The organism is Thermoactinomyces sp. CICC 10523 (assembly GCF_016055105.1).
Taxonomy (GTDB): Bacteria; Bacillota; Bacilli; order Thermoactinomycetales; family Thermoactinomycetaceae; genus Thermoactinomyces_A; species Thermoactinomyces_A daqus.
Genome location: NZ_JAECVX010000002.1, coordinates 69,768 through 89,198, shown reverse-complemented (window position 1 = coordinate 89,198; position 19,431 = coordinate 69,768). Strand labels below are relative to the sequence as shown.

Here is a 19,431-nt window from a genome sequence, read left to right as displayed (position 1 = left end):
CGTCCCCCCTTATTTGCCCTGTCCGTCACTGATCAAGTCACTGCCAAGCAGTTTGACGAATATCATGCTGATGATCGCCACGCAGATGAAAACAATCACCGATAAAGCGGAACCCTGGCCAAAGTCCATCTGAGCAAACATCGTTTTGTAGGCATAAATGGAAATGGTCTCCGTGGAGTTGGCCGGCCCCCCGCCCGTCAGCACATATACGAGGTCAAAGACGCGGAAGGCATCGAGGGTGCGGAACAGAAGCGACACGAGGATGGTCGATTTCAACTGGGGCAGCGTGATCCGGAAAAATTGCTGTACCTTGGAAGCGCCATCGACAGCCGCCGCCTCATAAAGGGACTCCGGAATCATCTGCAATCCGGCGAGCAGCAACAGGGACATAAACGGCGTCGTCTTCCACACATCGGCAAAAATCACCGCAAACATCGAACCCCACTTGGTGGTGAGCAGCAAACCCATATCCGATACCAGACCGATCTGGGCAAAAAATTTGGCCATGATGCCATTTTGACCGTCAAACATGAACTTCCACATCAGCGCCGAAATCACGGTGGGAATCGCCCACGGAATGAGAACGGCAGCCCGGACCAGTCCTCTTCCGCGAAAGGAGCGGTTGACCACCAGTGCAATCATCAACCCCAACACCAGTTCCAAGCCGACGGAGACGACCGTAAAAATCATCGTGTTGGTAAGCGAAGCCCACAAGCGTCCGCCCGTCAACAACTTTTCGTAATACTTCAACCCGACAAAATTGGGTTGGATCAGTGATTCGGTCAAGCCGTTGGACAAGCCGGCCAGCGTATTGTCCGTTAACTGGTGAGCTTCCGTCATCTCCGCCAGCTGCTGGCGGATCGCTTTCATCTCCCCGGTCACCTTATCTGCCTGTGCTTTGTCCAGTTTGAAGATTTTCAGATCATCAGGCACAGATTGACCGTCAAAAAGAATATCATCCACTTGTTTGTACTGCCGGGAAAATTGCGGATTTCCATCCAGTACTGCCTTTAATTGCTCCGTCTTCCTTTTGATTTCCTCCAGTTGTTGTTTCGTCTGCGGATCGGCCTTTGCGCTGGACTCATCCAGGTTTTTGGTCAAAAGGGGGAATATGTTGACAAACTTCTCCATATCGATTCCGTAACTGTGATGAATCTCCGTCTTGGCCGGGTTGTTCAGTTCCACATCGTACAGGCTGATCCAGAAGGATCGGAGAACGGGCCAAATGGCGATCACCAAAATCGTGATCAGGGTTGGCAGAATGAGAATCAAGCCCATCCTCTTCTCTGACTGCGTCCATGTTCTCCACATTACCTTCACCTCTTCTGTGAAAGTGCCATCGCATGTCGATTCGATGTTGATTGGACTATCAAACTCGGGTTGAGCCAAAAAGACCTGATAAACCAAGAGCCATAAGCACTCGGCCTATGACTCTCGGCTCTTGGGTATCTCCTCTTACCGCAAGCGCTATGCGGACGGCGGTCCGGTTTTGACCAAGGGACGGGCCGAATCAGACATCGATGTTATTGGTGCAAAAGCTGTTTCAGCTGTGTATCCATGTTCTTGACAGCCTGTTCTGCTGTTTCTTTGCCCGTAACCGCTTTGGAAACCTCGATTTGGATCACGTCAGAGATTTTCGGATAATCCGGTGAAATGGGGCGCGGAATAGCAGCGCTCACTCCCTGGACGTAGTTCTTGTCTCCAAAGAGCGGATAAGCCTTTTGTACTTCAGGATCGTCAAAGGTCGGGAGATAAGTCGGCGTTTTCCCTCCATAAATGGCCGAAATCTTTTGCCCTTCCGGGCCGGACATGAATTTGACGAATTCCCAGGCCTCTTTTTTATGCTTGGAAAACTTGTTGATCCCCATCATCCATCCGCCCAGCGCAGCGACCGATCCGTGGTCTCCGGCCGGCAACGGGGCGACCCCCACTTTGTCAACCACTTTCGACTGGGATTTGTCCTGCACAAGGTTATACATATAAGGCCAGTTTCGCGCCAACGGGGCTTGTCCCTGAGTAAAGGAAGTATGGGTTTCCACTTCGGTAAAGGTGGAAATGTTTTTCGGCACGAAGTCGGACTGCGTAATTTCGATCAATTTCTCCAAGCCCTTGATCGTGCCCGGGCTGTTGATCACCACATTGCCTTTGTCATCCAGAATGCGGCCGCCATAAGCGCCGGCAAATTCGATAAAGTTACAGACCAGCCCCTCATATTGCTTGGCCTGCATCAGATAACCAAACTGAGTACCGCCTTTGCCTTTGGTTTCCTTGGCCAGTTTGATCAAGTCATCCCACGTTTTCGGAGGGGACGGAATCAAATCCTTGCGATAAAACAAAAGGCCCGCATCGATATACTTGGGGAGTGCATACTGTTGACCATCAACTTTCCCTGCTTGAACAGCACCGGGGATATATTTGCCAAGGTCAATCTGGTCATGATCAATATAGCGGTCGAGCGGCTCCAGATAACCGGCTTTGGCAAATTCGGCCGGCCAGATCACATCCGCGTTAAAAACATCGATTTCACTCGAGCTTGCGCTGAGCATCGTCACCATTTGATCATGGTACTGTCCGGTGTCCGTCGGCATGTCCTTTATGTTGATTTTGATGTTGGGATGCGCCTTTTCAAAAGCTTCCACCAATTTTTTCGATTCTTGTGTTTCGTCTTTGCCCCGGGCCCAGGTGATGGTGACCACATCACCTTTTCCTTGCCCTCCGCCCGCCTCATCCTGCGAGCAGGCAGTCAATGAAAAAGCCATCAGGAAAGGCAGTCCGGCCGCGATCCACTTTTTCCAGTTCTTCATCGACATAACCTCCCGTGAGGAAAAATTGGGAACACTTATGCGAAACGAACCAATTCACCCGTTTGCGCCGACTGGTAAATCGCATCCAAAATTCTTTGAATCATGATGCTCTCTTCCGGTTTGCAGATCGGATTTGCCTTTCCGGTGACCGCATCAACGAAATTTTTCAGCAATGCCAGGCGTTCATCCTGATAATCTAAATGAGTGACCTGGTCGACCGGCTTGCCATCCACATCCTGATACAATGTCACTGTTTGCTCCATAAGGTCGAGGGAGGCTCCGCCCCGATCTCCGTACAATTCAAGGTAAACGCTCTCTTTTCGGATGTGGCTTGCCCAGCTGGCATCAAGTACGAGGGAAGATCCATCGGCGAATTGGATCATCGCAACCGCCAGATCTTCCACATTGAATGATCCCTGGTCGACAATCCGGCCATAACCCATCAGTTTCTCTTTGCGTGAACCGAACATATCATACGTCCGGCCAAGGACAGATACAGGCTGAGGATAACCCATAATCCACAAAGTCAGGTCAAGCACGTGCACCCCGACGTCGATCAGCGGCCCTCCTCCCGCTTTTTCCCTTTGCGTAAACCAACTGCCCCAGCCGGGAATTCCGTTGCGCCGTACCCAGCCGGTCTTGGCATGATAGATTTTTCCGAATTTTTTATCGTCCGCCCATTTTTTTGCCAGTTGCGTTTCCGTCCGGAACCGGTTGTTCTGTGCCACCATCAAAATTTTGCCGGCCCGGTCGGCCGTTTCTTTCATTTTTTCGGCTAATTCAACGTTTAAAGCCATCGGTTTTTCGCACAGTACATGGCTTCCCGCTTCCAGTGCAGCCTGCGCCACCGGAGCATGCAGGAAGTTGGGGACACAGACGATGACTGCGTCCAGTGACTCCTGCTCGAGCATTTTCTCATAATCCGTATAAACCTGATCGATGGCAAACTTGGCAGCCGTTGTGCGGGCAAACTCCTCGGCAACATCGGCAATCGCCACCGCCTTGACCCGCGGCTCTTTTTCGATGGCCCGGAGATGGGCCTGGGCAATCCCGCCGGCCCCGATCAGCCCGATCTTCAATTGTGCACTCATCCACTCCACCCCATCTTCTTTTTACTCGGTCAGACCCACCACATCTCGGACAGTGACTCGCTCGGCATGACCTGTTTCAGATTGGCAACCGCTTTCCGGAACCCTTCATCAATCGACATCAGGGCATCTTCATGCTCAATACTGACTACGTAATCATAGCCGGACAAGCGTAAAGCACTCAAAATATCGGCCCACTCCTTCAGGCTGTGCCCGAATCCGACCGTCCGGAACTGCCATGCCCGCGATTGCAAATTTTCATAAGACTGCATATCCGTCAGTCCATACATATTCACATTGTCTTGGTCAATCACGGTATCTTTCGCGTGGAAGTGGTGAATCGCCCCTTCCTTGCCCAATATCTTGATCGCGCCCACCGGCTCAATGCCCTGCCACCACATATGGCTGGGGTCAAGATTGGCTCCGATCACTTCACCTACCGCTTCACGCAATTTCAACAGCGTGGCCGGCGTGTGGACAGAGAAACCGCCATGAAGTTCCAGGCCGATTTTCACATGATGCTCTTCGGCAAATTTCCCGGCTTCTTTCCAATAGGGGATGATTTTTTCTTCCCATTGCCATTTAAGCACTTCCCGGTATTCAGGCGGCCAGGGTGCGACAGGCCAGTTCGGGTACCTGGCTCCCTCGTGATCACCGGGCGTTCCCGAGAAGGTATTGACGACGGGAACCTCCAGCTTTTCAGCCAGGCGAACCGTTTTCATAAGGATGTCATGAGAAGCTTTGGCGTGCTCCTTATTCGGATTGAGCGGATTCCCGTGACAGCTGAGAGCGCTGATCACCAAGCCACGATCGGCCACAGCTTTTTTGAACGCCTTCAGCTTGCCCGCATCCTCCAATAATTCATCCGGATTGCAGTGAGCGGAGCCAGGATATCCGCCGGTTCCGATCTCCACTGCTTCAACACCTGCATCCTTGACATAATCCAGCATCTCTTCAAATGGCTTCTGGGAAAATAAAACAGTAAAAACCCCTAGCTTCATTTCCTTCTCCTCCTTGCGATGAGTTGAGCGGAAAGACATTTCCCGGGAGCGTGATCCCTCCCGGAGATGATCTGTAAACCGGCGACTTTCGCCGCGGGGAACCAACACCTCCCGTAAACGGCACCCTTTTTTTCAAATTGAATAAAAAAACTCACAAATTTGATGAAAACGTTTTCTCAAGAATAGAATAATGTAGATCCAAAATTCCCGCAAGTATAAATTTATATTGTTTTTACCGGTTAAGGCGACGGGGAATTTTCAAGTTTGTTTTTGGGCGAAACCCCGATATAATAAGAAACGAAAAAAAATGTAGGAATGGTTGAGAAAAATGCGTCTACGAAGAAAACCCGAAGCGAAGAAGATTTTAAGTGAACACCCGCTCGTCTTCACGGCGACGGAAGAAAATAAAAGCGAATTTCAGGGAAGGTGGCGCGAGCTGTTCCCCGAACCGGCGCAACCGCTCCATGTGGAACTGGGCACCGGAAAAGGACAGTTCCTGGCCAAAACCTCCGGTCTTCATCCCGAAATCAACTGGATCGGGGTTGAGCGGATTGAAGAACCGCTGCTCATGGCTGTCCGGAAAGGTGAAGCGACGAAAAACCCCAACCTTCGTTATATCTGGGCCGATGTCCAATGGCTGGATGAGATTTTTGCACCCGGGGAAGTCGACCGCTTCTATCTCCACTTCAGCGATCCGTGGCCCAAAAAACGCCACACCAAACGCCGCCTCACTTACCGCACATTTCTCGAGTGCTATGAGAAATTACTGGCTCCGGGCGGTGACCTGATCCTGAAAACCGACAGCGTTTCCCTTTTCGATTTTTCGCTGGAAGAATTTCAGGAAGCCGGTTGGGAGACGATCGAACTCTCCCGTGATCTGCACCACAGCCCTTATGCTTCGGCCAATATCACAACCGAGTATGAAGACAAATTCGTTTCCCGTGGAATGCCGATCCACTATGTCCGGGTAAGACCGGGCCGGAAAGGTTCCGCTGATCCGGGCGAATAGGCCCGTTCCATCGGCTGCTGCGGCAAGGCCCGGCCGCTTTCTTCCCTTTATTGACATTTCGCCCAAATCGGCTATAATTGTTGTTTGTATGGCTCAAAACTGCCTCCAAAGGGGATTTGAGGATAGCAGCAAAGGATAGGTGAAGGGATCACCCTCACTAATTCGCCCCGTGATTTTATCATGGGTATCCGGTCTTTCGCCGCTATCCGGAAGGCCTGGATAAAGCAAAGCGAATTAGCACCCTGTCATTTGCGTCAATTTCAAAGCAAATGATGAAAGGAGCAACAAAAATGGCACGTTATACCGGACCGCGTTGGAAATTGAGCCGTCGTCTTGGTATTTCTCTTTCCGGCACCGGAAAAGAGCTGGCTAAACGCCCTTATGCGCCAGGACAACACGGACCCGGCCAACGCAAAAAACTTTCTGAATACGGATTGCAGCTTCAGGAGAAGCAAAAACTGCGCCTCATGTACGGCGTAAGCGAAAAACAATTCCGCAACTTGTTCGTGCGCTCGGGTAAAATGAAAGGGGTTCATGGTGAAAACTTCATGAAGCTCTTGGAATCCCGTCTCGATAACCTCGTTTATCGTCTCGGTTTTGCCCGTACCCGCGCACAAGCCCGCCAATTGGTGGTACACCGTCACATTACCGTTAACGGTAAAACCGTTGACCGTCCTTCCTATCAGGTACAACCTGGCGATGTGATCGGTCTGCGCGAAAAAAGCCGCAATTTGACGGTTGTAAAAGAGGCTCTGGAAGAACGTCAATATCTGCCGGAGTATCTCTCTTTTGATGAGAACAAACTGGAAGGCACTTACACCCGTCTTCCGGAGCGGTCCGAATTGCCGTCTGAAATCAACGAGACGATGATCGTAGAGTTCTACTCTCGTTAATCTCATCATATACCGTGAAAAGCCGCACTCCTGTCCGGGGTGTGGCTTTTTTCTCTGTCAAAACAAATCCGGCAATGGTCATCCCCGTGAAAAAGGAAGACAAAATCGGGAGGAAAGCGGTGCTGCCCTGACCATCACAAATCCAATTGCATAGATTAACAGAAACAGAACACAACTCCGGCCAATTCCAATAATATTCCCCTCTTATCCTGCTCCTGCACTTTTTTGCTCTATACTTTTTCCAGCCGGTTTTTGCTAAAATGGTAGTAACCAAACGTTTTCTTCTCGCTTTCGAGCTCCAAGTATGCCCCATGAGACGAAAGGTCAGGTGATCCCCATGGCTTCACCCAAACATGTTTTGGCTGCCTATGCCGTCGTTCTCAACTATGATGCCGAGATTTTGCTGGTGAAACATCCGAAACGGGGCTGGGAGCTTCCCGGCGGACTTGTGGAAGAAAAAGAATCGATCCGCCTGTCCGTGATCCGTCAAGTGAAAGAAGAAACGGGAATTCACATTAAGCTGGTCAAATATTGCGGAATTTTCCAAAATCCGCGTTCCGGCATCTGCAACTTTCTTTTCCGCGGGAAGCCCATTGGTGGACGCATTACGATTGATGAAAACAATGAAATCGAAGATGCTGATTATTTTCCGATTGAAACGGCGATGCGCCTGGTATCCTGGCGCAACATGAAACAACGGATCTTCTACTGCCTCGACGAAAAAAAACACCCGTTTTTCGTAGAATTTTAACTTACCCTCCGTCCCAGTCATCGGCGGCTTCAAAAAACTTTGGCTGTTCTGCGGGCCAAAGTTTTTTGTGTAAGAAACGTCAGGAGATTCAGGGGGAACTCCGGAACCCGCGATCGGACAATTTCAATGAAAAAAAGGACGGCTTGCCCACTGACAAACCATCCCCTCACGATCATGATTCGAGCTTGACCCGGGCAAATTTGCGCCGGCCCACCTGCACGACCATTCCGTCCTCAACCGGAACTTGTGCTGACTGGTCTGAGACTTTTTCCTGATTGATGCGCACGCCTCCCTGCTGAATCATGCGGCGTCCTTCTCCATTGCTGGCAACCAGCCCCAGTTTGGACAAGAGCGCGACGATCCACATCCGGCCATCTTCCAGCTCATTTTCCCCGATTGCCACTTCCGGCATATCCTGTGGCAGTTCCCGCTGCTGGAACACGACCTTAAAGCGTTTTTCCGCTTCTTCTGCCGCTTCCTCACCATGGTACATCCGCACCAGAGTGCGCGCCAATTTCATTTTTGTGTCACGGGGATGAAGCTGTCCGCTTTCCAGCCCTTTCTTGATGTTTTCCAACTCCTCGAGCGATACATCGGTCGCCAGTTCAAAGTACTTAGCCATCAGCTCATCCGGAATCGACATCGCTTTCCCGTACATATCATCCGGCTGATCATCGACGCCAATGTAATTGCCGAGGCTTTTGCTCATTTTCTTGACGCCATCCAACCCCTCGAGGAGCGGCATGGTTAAAATCACTTGTTCTTCCTGGCCAAACTCTTTTTGTAACTGGCGTCCCATCAACAGGTTGAAGGTTTGATCGGTTCCACCAAGTTCCACATCGGTTTTCAGAGCGACGGAATCATAGCCCTGCATCAGCGGGTAGAAGAACTCATGGATGCTGATCGCCTGCCCGCTATGGTAGCGTTTGGAAAAATCATCCCGTTCCAACATCCGGGCCACTGTGCATTTGGAAGCCAGCCGGGTGACGTCGGCAAAAGTGAGTGGGCTCAGCCAATGGCTGTTGAAGTGGATCTCCGTCTTTTCCGGATCAAGTACTTTAAAAAGCTGTTCCGTATAGGTTTTGGCGTTTTCCTTCACTTCTTCCTCCGTCAGCTGTTTACGGGTTTCCGACTTGCCCGTCGGGTCACCGATCTGCGCAGTAAAATCGCCGATCACCAGTTGCACGATATGGCCCAGCCGTTGAAAATCACGAAGCTTATTAAAGACCACTGTGTGGCCGAGATGCAGGTCGGGTGCAGTGGGATCGAGTCCCAGTTTTACTTTCAGCGGGGTTTTCGTGGCAATGGAGCGGCGCAATTTGGAAACGAGCTCTTCCAAAGGAAGAATTTCCGCTGCCCCCCGTTTGATGATTTTTAACTGTCGGTTTACTTCCGCTTCGATTTCAGGCGATAAAACTTCTTCTTTTACTTTCATGCAAAGACACCCTCCTTTTGTTCAACAATAAAAGCCCCGCCCAAAGAAGGGACGGAGCTTGATTTCCGCGGTACCACCCTAATTGAAAGCAGAGCTTCTGCTTCCCGCTCATTCTGATAACGGAACCGGTCCGTACACTGATCCAAACATAACCAGTGTCAGCTCACAAAGTGTAATTCACCGGATAGCGGCCTGCTGGTTTGCACCGGCCACCAGCTCTCTGAAAGGTCCTCTCTATCGGCTACTGGGCTTGTTCACAGCTTTTTTGATATTTAAGTTTATTCGTGGTGAAAGAATGTTTCATCCAGATTATGTTATAATATTACCCTAGAACGAGGAGGGTATCAAGTGAATGAAAAAACATGAATCCAGGCGCCAGCGACACAGGAAAAAAAGGCGCTATCTCAAATGGACGCTAAAGACCGTCTGGTGGGCCCTGGCGCTGCTTTTTATCCTGTCTGCCTGCGGAGCCGGAATCGGGGTGGGAATCGTTTCCGCCATGGTCAAAGATGAACCGGTGCGCAGCAAAGCAGATTTCCAACGCGATCTCGACAGTTTATTTCAAAACAGTTATGCCTATTTTCAAAATACGGACAAAAATAATAACCCTGTACGTATTGGCGCTTTTCGCAATGACGGTGAATATCGCAAATTGATCAGATCCGTCAACGATGTGAGTCCTTACCTCGTCGATGCTTTTATCGCCACGGAGGATCGCGATTTTTACACTCATCACGGAATCGTGCCGCGCTCGATTCTTCGCGCTGCCTACCAGCAGTTGGTTCATGCGGACGTCACGACCGGCGGAAGCACGATCACCCAGCAATTGGTCAAAAATGTGATCCTCAAAAACCGCGAACAGGACCTTGAGCGCAAATCCAAGGAAATCGTTCTGGCCGTTCGCCTCGACGCAATGTTTAGCAAAAACCAGATACTTGTCTACTATATGAACAGCGTTTTCTTCGGAAAAGGGGCAAACCGGCAAAATTTATACGGTGTCCAGGCAGCTGCCAAAGGTTTGTTCAACGTCGATGCCAAGGAATTGAATCTGCCACAAGCCGCCTATATCGCCGGTATGGTTCAGCGGCCGAACGATTATAACCCCTTCCGCGGTGAAAAAAATCTGCAACACGGTATCAAGCGAATGCAACTGGTTCTGCGCAATATGCTGGAAACTGGCAAGATTACGCCGCAACAGTATCACGAAGCACTGAAATTCAACATTAAGGCATCGCTGGCCAAACCTGATCCGTCTGCCAACGGCTATAGCAGTTATCCATTTATCATGTATGCCCTGGAAACGGAAACAGCGGAAATTCTCATGCAGCATGACGGCCTGAATATCGAAGAACTCAGCAAACAGGGCAAATACCGCTCCACACTCGAACAGTATGTCAAGCAGGTACAGACGCGCGGTTACCACGTTTACAGCACAATCGACCAAAAAATGTATGACGCCGTAAACAAAGCCGCAACCAAAAATTTGACTTTTCATAACCGCACCTACAAAGGGATCAAGGGGCACGAACAGCTGGGAGCAGTGATCATCGACAACCGCAGCGGTGCCATTCTCGCATTTGTCCCGGGCACTTCGAGTTATAACCAGAATGCGAAAAACCATGCGCTGGATGCCTCGAGACAGTCGGGGTCCACAATCAAACCGCTTCTGGTTTACGGGCCGGCCATCGAGGAAAAAGTGATCTCTCCCGACACACTGGTTCTGGACGAGAAAATTCCCCGCGCCGACGGCTCCGGTTACTATGAGAATTCGGGCAAAACATACCACGGGCCGGTTACTGTGAAGGAGGCACTAAAATGGTCGTACAATATCCCAGCCATCAAAGTATTCAACCGGTTGGGCCACGACACAGGCTTTAGCTACCTCCGCAAACTGGGAATACCGCCTGATCCGATCGACGGGGAAGCAGCGGCGATCGGCGGGCAGACCCGGGGCTACACCGTGGCTAAAATGACCGCCGCTTTCGCTACCTTTGCCAATCAGGGAAACTACAACAGCCCTTATCTCATATCCAAAGTGACAGATGCAAACGGCCATGTGATCTGGGAACACAAACAGGCTCCAACCCGCATTTTTTCACCGCAAACCTCTTATCAGATAACAGACATGCTCCGGGATGTGGTGAAAAGCGGAACCGGTGTCTTCATCGGCAGCCGGATTCACGGCTACGACCTGGCCGGCAAAACGGGTACCTCGACCGATGACCGCGATCTCTGGTTTATCGGCTATACACCACAGGTTACCATTGGAGCCTGGAGCGGTTATGATTACGGATTCAGCATGTCTCATAATGACCATTTTACCAAACGGGCCTGGGTGAATATCTTTAACGCCGCAGCAAAATCAAGCCCTTCTTACTTCGACAAAGGAGCCCGTTTTGAAAACCCCGGGCATCTGTTTGACGGTGTAAAATGCCTGGAATGCGATAAAATCAAAAAATATCAAGACAAGAAGAAAAAAGAACAAAAGAATAACCGGGATCAGCATAACAACCAGCCGCCTGATCTTCCACCGGCGCTTCCTCCATCGGTACCCCCGCCCCCGAACAACGGCGACAACCCACCTCCGACGGAACCTTCGGAACCTCCGACAAAACCCTGGTATCCGCCTCCGCCGGATGAAGGAAAAAAGAAACCGCATCATGATCCTTTTCCTTTTTGACCGCCCCCATCTCCCCCGATGGGGGTCTTTTGTCTTAAAAAAATGAATAAGATATTGTCAAAAATTCTCTATCACCAAGCGGTTTGGCGGATGTGATATAATTAATTTCGCATGACAAAGGGGGGAGAAATGAGGGAATGAAGGACTCTCAAAGCAGCCCCAGCGAGAAAGAGACAAAATGGGGAAAAAGTAAAATCGTTCCGGTGATAAAACGCGTTGCGCTCATCCTGCTCGCGTCAGTTTCCATCATCGCCGTCGCGGTGATCGGCGTCGGAACCGGCGTCTTTTCCGCATTCGCTAAAAACGCGCCGGTCATGACCAAAAAGGATTATGACAAATACCTGACAGGCTGGTCGCAAACAAGCTACGCCTATTTCCGGGACAACAAACCAATCGGGTACATGGTTACCAAAACCAACAGCAAATTGATCAAAAATCTCAATCAAGTGAGCCCGAATCTCATCGACGCTTTAATTTCAACGGAAGACCGGGAATTTTGGACCCACAACGGGATTGTTCCCAAATCGATCGCTCGGGCTGCAATCCAACAAGTGATCGGCAGCGACGTGCAGACCGGGGGCAGTACGCTGACGCAACAATTGGTGAAAAACAAGATTCTCGACGACCGTTCCAAGAACTATGAACGCAAGACGATGGAAATCATCGACGCCATCCGCCTGGAGAAGTATTACAGCAAAGATGAAATCCTGGTCAAATACTTAAACAGCGTCGAGTTTGGTCCGGATGCGGATGGAAAGCGGATGACCGGATTTGCCGTCGCGGCAAAAGGCTTGTTTAATACGGACATCAAAGACCTCGACATTCCGCAGGCAGCTTACCTTGCGGGAATGGTGCAGAGTCCTTATGCCTATAACCCGTTTTACGCACCCAAGGACGGCGACGAGGAAGCGCATTTGAAAGCCGGTACAGCGCGCATGAAATACGTGCTCGGCAAAATGCTGGAAAACAAGGTAATCACCAAAGAGCAATACGATGAAGCAATCCATTACGATGTTGCCAAACATCTGGCGAAAAAATCGTCGTTCCATAACGGATTTGCCGATTATCCTTACATCATCAACGCAGTCACCAAAGAAGCTGCACAAATCCTGCAAGAGAAGGACAAAAAAGCAGGGATTGACAAACCGCTGGAAGCTTATAACCAGCAAGTGACCAATGGCGGTTACAAAATATACACCACGATCGATCAAAAGATGTACGATGCCGTCAACGACGCGGTTGCCAAAATGCATATGCCGTCGAAAAAGATCAATGGCAAGCGGGTCAAGGAGCAGGTGGGTGCAACCCTGATCGACAACAAAACGGGCGGAATCCTCGCCTTTGTCGGCGGAACGCATTATGACTGGCTCAACCGTTCCCTCGACACGCAACGGCAACCCGGTTCGTCGATCAAACCGCTCCTGGTCTATGGACCGGCCTTAAATGAAGGCATCATCTCACCGACATCGCAGATTGTGGATGAGAAGATTTACAAGCCGGACGGTTCACCATACCGCAATGCCAATGGCAAATACCATAACGCTCCGGTTACAGCAACATACGCCTTGCAATGGTCGCTCAATATTCCGGCCATCAAGATCATTCGCAAACTGGGAGTGGAGCACGGGTTTGAGTACCTGCGCAAAATGGATATCAACCCAAATGAAAAATATGACGGGGAAGCATCGGCACTTGGCGGTTTTCACGATGGTTTTTCCGTCACACAAATGACGGGCGGCTATGCGATGATCGCCAACAACGGGGTTTTCAACAAACCGCATCTGATCGATAAGATCATCGATTCCGAAGGACACGTCGTATACGATTACGCCAGGGACAACAAGCCGGTCAAAGTTTTCAGCCCGGCAGCTGTATCTGACCTGCGCGGCATGATGCGACAGGTTGTGGCCGCCGGTACGGCACAAATGGTTGGAAATGCAACCAGCGGCTATGAAGTGATCGGGAAAACGGGTACCACTTCCTCGGAAAAGGACGTCTGGTTTATCGGGGCGACACCCGAAATCTCGCTCGGCGTCTGGACCGGTTTTGACCAACCGGCAACAGTCGTGGTTCACGATCTTTCCATGATGGCCTGGAATCGCATTTTCAAAGCGGCGGCCCAAGCGCAGCCTTCCATGATTCCGAAGGGAAGCAAGTTTAAAAGCGAAGGCTCTGTTCCCTTTCAATGCTTTGAGTGCAACCGCCAACCTGCCCAGCCGCAACAAGGCGGACAGCAATCCGGCGGTCAACAGGGCGGAGGAGCACAACCGCCGGCCAATAATCCGGCCGTACCCAACCCCGGGCAAAATAACCCGGCTCAGCCGCCCAATCAAAACCCGGGCACACAGCAACCGCCCTCTTCTTCCCAGCCACCGACTGACAATAATAACGGCGGACAAGGCCCGTCAGACGGAGGAGCGGAGCAACCGGGAGGCATTATACAGTAGTAACGAACCAAACCCCTTTAGGAACTGAACGCCTAAAGGGGTTTTTTATGTCGCTCAATCTTCCATCGTGGATAAATCGCCAACCGGCAAATCCAATTCCCAAGCTTTCAGGACACGGCGCATGATTTTGCCGCTTCTCGTTTTCGGCAATTTATCTTTGAATTCAATTTCTCGCGGCGCCGCATGAGCAGCCAGGCGCGTTTTCACAAACTGGCGAATCTCTTCCTTCAACTCTTCGGATGGCTTATAACCGGCACGCAAGGAAATAAAGGCCTTGATAATCTCACCGCGCAAGGGGTCGGGTTTTCCGATCACACCGGCTTCAGCCACTGCCGGGTGTTCCACGAGTTTACTTTCCACTTCAAAGGGACCGACTCTCTCGCCGGAGGTATTGATCACATCATCCAAACGCCCCTGGAACCAGAAATAGCCGTCTTCATCCTTATAAGCGGAATCACCCGATACATACCAGCCGGGGATGCGGAAATACTCTTGGTATTTCTCCGGATTTTTCCAAATCTTGCGCATGATCGAGGGCCAAGGTGTTTTTATCGCCAGGTTGCCCATTTCATACGGCGGCAACTCATTGCCCTGATCATCAAGGATCGCGGCATAAATGCCCGGGAACGGTTTCCCCATCGAACCCGGCTTGATCTCCATCTGCGGATAGTTGGAGATGAGAATCCCCCCGGTTTCGGTCATCCACCAGTTGTCATGAATCCGTTTGCCGTACACTTGGAGTCCCCAGCGCACCACTTCGGGGTTCAGCGGTTCACCGACGCTCAGGACGTGGCGCACCGAAGAAATGTCGTATTTTTTCACCAAATCTTCACCGGCGGCCATCAACATGCGAAATGCGGTCGGAGCGCTGTACCAGACCGTCACTTTATATTTTTCCAGTGTTTGGTACCAATCGTCAGGGCTGAACCGTCCCCCGCGCACGACATTGGTGACACCGTTGAGCCACGGGGCAAAAATCCCGTAAGATGTTCCCGTCACCCAGCCGGGATCGGCCGTACACCAGTAGATATCCCCTTCCTGCAGATCCAGCACCCATTTTCCCGTTTGATAGTGTTGGATCATCGCGTTATGGGCGTGAACCACCCCTTTCGGTTTACCTGTTGATCCGGACGTATAATGGATCAGCATCGGATCTTCGCGATCCACCCACACCGGTTCCAGTTCGGTCGGGGATTTGGCCAGTTCTTTTTCAAAGCTGTAATAGCCGTCCGTCAATTCCCCTTTGGCCCCGACGAGAATAATATGTTTCAAATGAGGCAAATCGTCTACAGGAACCCGTTCCAGCAGGGTTGGCGTAGTCACCAGGGCAACTGCTTCACTGTTTTCCAGGCGGTCTCGTACGGCTGCTTCCATAAAGGCTTCAAAAAGCGGTCCGACAATGGCCCCGATTTTAATCGTCCCTAAAAAGCTAACATATAAATCCGGTGTCCGGGGCATAAAGATGAAAACGCGGTCCCCTTTATGTATGCCAATCCGCTTCAACAAATGGGCAAATTGGTTGGATTTCTCCTTTAATTGCCTGAACGTATACGTTTCTTCACGATCGGGGGCGCTGTAGATGAGCGCAGTCTTCTCCCCTTTTCCCTGCTCCACATGACGGTCGATCGCTTCATAGGCGGCGTTTACTTTTCCGGTTTTGTACCAGGAAAATTCCTGTTCAACCTGTTTCCAGTCAAAAGATGCATAGGTTTCTTCATAATTTTGCAAATTATTCCCATTGGTTTGAACGGGTATACGTTCCGTGTTTTTCATGATGAAGACGCCTCCCCTGTAAACGATTTCATTTTTCATTATTATATCATACATTATAATATTGGCAATTTGACACCAAAGAAGCAGCCCGGCTGCCTGCATAACGAAAGCAGCCGGATGCGGAAATTCGGTTAGTGCTTGGGTTTGAAGGTCTTGCAATCAGTTTCTTTGGTATCCTTGGCCTGTTCAGTATGGGTCACGACATAAATTTCATCTGCTTTGCACAGATTTCCCTGTCCCCAATAGGTGCAGGTATTCACTTCGCACAGTACGTCTTTCGGCATTATGCTTCCCCCCTTTGGCGTATCCTTATTATGTGCACCGGCAGGAGGAGGTACACTGGCAACATGATGAAAAAAACACCAAGGGCCAAAAGCCCAAGGTGCTTTGGTTTTAACTCCGTTCTTTTTCCCGTTTGCGCTGTTCGAGAATTTCGCAGACAAGAACCGAGGAACGCTCCGCCGCCAGCTTGGTAAACTCGGTGAAATTCACATCTGCCGAATGGTCGGCCCGATCCGACATGGAGCGAATCACGACAAAAGGCGTTCCGCTCAAGTGGCACACATGAGCCACTGCCGCGCCTTCCATCTCCACGCAGTCCCCGCCCAACTGTTCACGCAGTTCGGTTACTTTCCCGCTGTCGGAAATAAACTGATCTCCCGACAAAACCTTGCCCAGGCGCACCTGAACTCCTTCGAGCTTTTCGCCCGCTCGCGCCGCCCATTCGATCAATTTCGGATCAGCGGGAAACACGGATGTTTCCTGAAACGGAATGGTTCCTTTGGGAAAGCCGAGCGCGCTGGCATCGAGATCATGCTGCTGGCATTCGGTCGAAATAACCAGATCCCCGATATCGAGATCCGGATGCAGCGCTCCGGCGACTCCGGTAAAAATGATCGATTCAACATGAAACCGCTCGATGAGAACCTGTGTGCAAATCGCGCCGTTTACCTTCCCGACGCCTGATTTGCTAACCACAACCGGGGTCCCGTTGAGCGTTCCCGTATAATAGGTAGTCTGATACACTTTCTGCGTTACTGCCTGATCCATTTTTTCCAGCAGCAATGCGATTTCTTCATCCATTGCGCCGATCAGGCCGACTCTCCGATTTTCCTGCATTCGCTTCAACCTCTCCCTTTTGCTTCCCTTTCATCCCGTGCTGCAGTTTGACCAGACAGGATGTTTTCTGTTACAAGCGTTCTTCTTCCCACTCCCGCAATCTGGTCGAATTTCGCAATTCAATGCGGTATTGCAGGATCACCTGGCCTGACTCGACCGGTTCGTCGTTCATGTATTTGGTCAAAAGGCGCATCGCCACCGCACCGATATCATACATCGGAACCGCCACCGTGCTCAACAAAGGTCGAACCTGCGAGGAAAGAGGAATATTTTCAAAGCCGATAACCGACAGTTCTTCGGGAACCTTCCGCCCCATGTCCTGCGCGGCATGCAGAGCCCCCACCGCCATTTCATCGCTGGTAGCGAAGACGGAAGTGATATCCGGTTTGGACTTCAACAGATCGGTCATCGCCTCATAACCGGAGCGGTAACGGTAATCACCGATCCGGATCAATTCATCGTCAAACGGGAGATCATTTTCTTCCAATGCCCCTTTATAGCCAAGATAACGCGAATACCCGTTGACCGAGTCTGTCAGCGGCCCCCCGATTAAAGCGATGCGCCGGCCTCCTTCATGGATCAGAACGCTGGTCGCTTCTTTTGCCGCCTGAATCTGATCGATCGTCACATAAGGCAACTCTTTTTTCTCATCTCTCGTCGCCGCCAGTACGATCGGGACGGAAGTGGCAGCGAAAACCTCCCGGTGCGCCTCTGTCACTTCCCCGCCGAGAAAGAGCAATCCATCCACCTGTTTTTCCAATAAAGTTTCGATCAGGCTGATTTCTTTTTCCTTTTTCAGATCGGAATTGCTCAAGATAATATTATAGTGATACATGGCCGCGATATCTTCGATTCCCCGTGTCAGTTCGGCGTAAAAATGATTGGAAATGTCCGGAATCACCACGCCGACAGTGGTCGTTTTTTTACTTGCCAGCCCCCGGGCCACGGCATTCGGCCGATAACCCAACTGGCGGATAACATTCAATACTTTTTTTCGGGTAGCCGGCTTTACGTTGGGGTTTCCATTTACGACCCGCGATACGGTCGCCATCGAAACCCCTGCTTCTCTTGCCACATCATAAATCGTAATCGTTTCCTTCTGTTTTGCCATTCTATCTCCACATCCATTTATCAAAATCAATACAAGTTCAGACTAAGTTACTCTTTAGCTTTTCCATCCATGAAAAAAGAATGAGCTGCCCCGGTTAAACCGACTCTCCCTGCAATTGCCCCATCAATTGCAGAACATAGGGCAAAGTGTCTCCCATAATGCTGGTCCACGCCTCGGGAGATCCGCGGTTAATCCACACGATCGGCTTGCGCGGGGCCAAAGCACGATACAACTTCTTCGTGGAAATGAGGCGGGGCGTCATCGCAGGCAGATTGGGGTTTTTTTGCCTGGCCTCGGCGATCAGACGGTTGGCATGAACTTCCGATGTGAAAAAGTCGACGATCGGGCTTTGATCTTGTCCAGCCAATATCACCATATTGCCCTCCGGATCCACAACGACCCAGATCCGCCGCAGTTCAGCCATCGCCCGGCAAACTTCCCAGCCATTTCCCATCCCCTGTCCTTCAATGGTCGCTTTCTCCAATTTCTTAAGCCCTGCGGCCACATCCGGATCGATCGGTCGTTGCTGGGGTGTGATATTCTCCGTTTTCGACGGTGTCTCCGTGACTTGCTTGGGCTGGACGCTGGCGAAGAGTCGCGTTGCCTGCTCTTTTGTGAAAGGAATTTGTTCCGGCAATCCGTAGTGAAAATAGGGAGCATCGGCACCGAGTTGCCGGCAACGCTCCAAAACCTCGCTCCAGGTACGCTGAACAGGCTTCCCGCCTGATTTTTGCGTCACGGCCCCGGCATCTTCCTCACGCAAGTAGACAGCCACCGTATATTGCCCTTTTTCATATTCGACCAACAACACATTTTGCTCCATCGTCGGCACCCACGGCCCGGGCATTTTCGCAAGTTGCTCTGCAGCGTACTCGCGAATCAATTCCTTCAAATAACCTTTATTTAAAAACAACCGCGACGGAAGACCCGGGTTCAAAACAATCCCTTCCGCATCGGAACGAAAAGCTTTCAAAAGAAAGGGCAGGGCCGCTTCCTCTTCCCGTTTCATATATTCAGGGTAATCCACCTTGACCACCGCCGATGCCTCCGCATCCGAGAAAGCGACAACATATCGGCGATCCGGCGCATTACCCTTGGCCAAAAACGGCTTTTTACTTCCCTCTGTCACCTGGTACAAAACCGCTAACTCCGGAACTTGTGTAGCCATAAAACGATAAAGTTCATCCGGGCTTACCTGCTTGGTACTGGCTAATTCTAGATATTCCCTCGTGTTCAACAAACCGTTCCTCCCTCTAGACAACAACTGAAACCTGTTTCCAAAAACGGGACTTTTATCTGTATATCATCATACCAAATTTC

At 50.8% G+C, this 19,431-nt stretch carries 15 protein-coding genes and 1 other annotated feature; of the genes, 5 read left to right on the top strand and 10 right to left on the bottom strand.

Going from position 1 to position 19,431, the window contains the following annotated elements; genetic code table 11:
- Nucleotides 1–9 precede the first annotated feature (9 nt).
- The 4 genes from I8U19_RS03345 to I8U19_RS03330 all read right to left on the bottom strand — a co-directional run bounded on the left by I8U19_RS03345 (nt 10) and on the right by I8U19_RS03330 (nt 4,893).
- Nucleotides 10–1,311, bottom strand: a complete 1,302-nt coding sequence (locus tag I8U19_RS03345; protein ID WP_198055190.1) for a carbohydrate ABC transporter permease — start codon at nt 1,309–1,311, stop codon at nt 10–12.
- A gap of 212 nt (nt 1,312–1,523) precedes the next feature.
- Entirely contained in the window at nt 1,524–2,804 is a 1,281-nt protein-coding gene (locus tag I8U19_RS03340) for an ABC transporter substrate-binding protein (protein WP_033099076.1), read from the bottom strand.
- 35 nt (nt 2,805–2,839) lie between these two features.
- On the bottom strand, nt 2,840–3,895 hold the full coding sequence (locus tag I8U19_RS03335; protein ID WP_198055189.1) for a Gfo/Idh/MocA family protein: 1,056 nt from the start codon (nt 3,893–3,895) through the stop codon (nt 2,840–2,842).
- A gap of 29 nt (nt 3,896–3,924) precedes the next feature.
- A complete protein-coding gene (locus I8U19_RS03330; RefSeq protein ID WP_033099078.1) occupies nt 3,925–4,893 on the bottom strand; it encodes a sugar phosphate isomerase/epimerase family protein in 969 nt (322 codons plus the stop codon).
- A gap of 328 nt (nt 4,894–5,221) precedes the next feature.
- Between I8U19_RS03330 and trmB the strand changes: the two genes are divergently transcribed.
- From trmB to I8U19_RS03315, 3 genes are all read left to right on the top strand, one after another.
- Complete coding sequence (gene trmB / locus I8U19_RS03325; RefSeq protein ID WP_198055188.1) at nt 5,222–5,902, top strand: tRNA (guanosine(46)-N7)-methyltransferase TrmB; 681 nt, start codon at nt 5,222–5,224, stop codon at nt 5,900–5,902.
- Between the two features lie 290 nt (nt 5,903–6,192).
- Nucleotides 6,193–6,795 carry a 30S ribosomal protein S4 gene (rpsD, locus tag I8U19_RS03320; protein ID WP_033099080.1) on the top strand — a complete coding sequence of 201 codons (603 nt, stop codon included), beginning with the start codon at nt 6,193–6,195 and terminating at the stop codon, nt 6,793–6,795.
- A gap of 337 nt (nt 6,796–7,132) precedes the next feature.
- A complete protein-coding gene (locus I8U19_RS03315) occupies nt 7,133–7,546 on the top strand; it encodes an NUDIX hydrolase (RefSeq protein WP_033099081.1) in 414 nt (137 codons plus the stop codon).
- A gap of 172 nt (nt 7,547–7,718) precedes the next feature.
- Here I8U19_RS03315 and tyrS read toward each other — a convergent pair whose 3' ends face one another.
- Entirely contained in the window at nt 7,719–8,981 is a 1,263-nt protein-coding gene (gene tyrS / locus I8U19_RS03310) for a tyrosine--tRNA ligase (protein ID WP_198055187.1), read from the bottom strand.
- 44 nt (nt 8,982–9,025) lie between these two features.
- Nucleotides 9,026–9,248 (bottom strand) — a binding site (T-box leader).
- Nucleotides 9,249–9,333: 85 nt separating this feature from the next.
- On the opposite strand from tyrS, the gene I8U19_RS03305 reads away from it, so the two are divergent.
- Both I8U19_RS03305 and I8U19_RS03300 read left to right on the top strand, forming a co-directional pair.
- Entirely contained in the window at nt 9,334–11,661 is a 2,328-nt protein-coding gene (locus I8U19_RS03305; protein ID WP_198055186.1) for a transglycosylase domain-containing protein, read from the top strand.
- Nucleotides 11,662–11,798: 137 nt separating this feature from the next.
- The gene (locus I8U19_RS03300; RefSeq protein WP_198055185.1) at nt 11,799–14,108 is read left to right on the top strand and encodes a transglycosylase domain-containing protein; all 2,310 of its coding nucleotides are present in this window, start codon (nt 11,799–11,801) and stop codon (nt 14,106–14,108) included.
- A gap of 54 nt (nt 14,109–14,162) precedes the next feature.
- Here the strand turns inward: I8U19_RS03300 and acsA are convergent, their stop codons facing one another.
- The 5 genes from acsA to I8U19_RS03275 all read right to left on the bottom strand — a co-directional run bounded on the left by acsA (nt 14,163) and on the right by I8U19_RS03275 (nt 19,348).
- Nucleotides 14,163–15,881, bottom strand: a complete 1,719-nt coding sequence (acsA, locus tag I8U19_RS03295) for an acetate--CoA ligase (RefSeq protein WP_198055184.1) — start codon at nt 15,879–15,881, stop codon at nt 14,163–14,165.
- Between the two features lie 131 nt (nt 15,882–16,012).
- The gene (locus tag I8U19_RS03290; protein ID WP_081943620.1) at nt 16,013–16,165 is read right to left on the bottom strand and encodes a DUF1540 domain-containing protein; all 153 of its coding nucleotides are present in this window, start codon (nt 16,163–16,165) and stop codon (nt 16,013–16,015) included.
- A 109-nt stretch (nt 16,166–16,274) separates the two neighbouring features.
- The gene (locus I8U19_RS03285) at nt 16,275–17,000 is read right to left on the bottom strand and encodes a 5'-methylthioadenosine/adenosylhomocysteine nucleosidase (RefSeq protein WP_198055183.1); all 726 of its coding nucleotides are present in this window, start codon (nt 16,998–17,000) and stop codon (nt 16,275–16,277) included.
- A gap of 70 nt (nt 17,001–17,070) precedes the next feature.
- On the bottom strand, nt 17,071–18,111 hold the full coding sequence (gene ccpA / locus I8U19_RS03280) for a catabolite control protein A (RefSeq protein WP_198055182.1): 1,041 nt from the start codon (nt 18,109–18,111) through the stop codon (nt 17,071–17,073).
- 94 nt (nt 18,112–18,205) lie between these two features.
- The gene (locus I8U19_RS03275; protein WP_152568440.1) at nt 18,206–19,348 is read right to left on the bottom strand and encodes a hypothetical protein; all 1,143 of its coding nucleotides are present in this window, start codon (nt 19,346–19,348) and stop codon (nt 18,206–18,208) included.
- Nucleotides 19,349–19,431 lie beyond the last annotated feature (83 nt).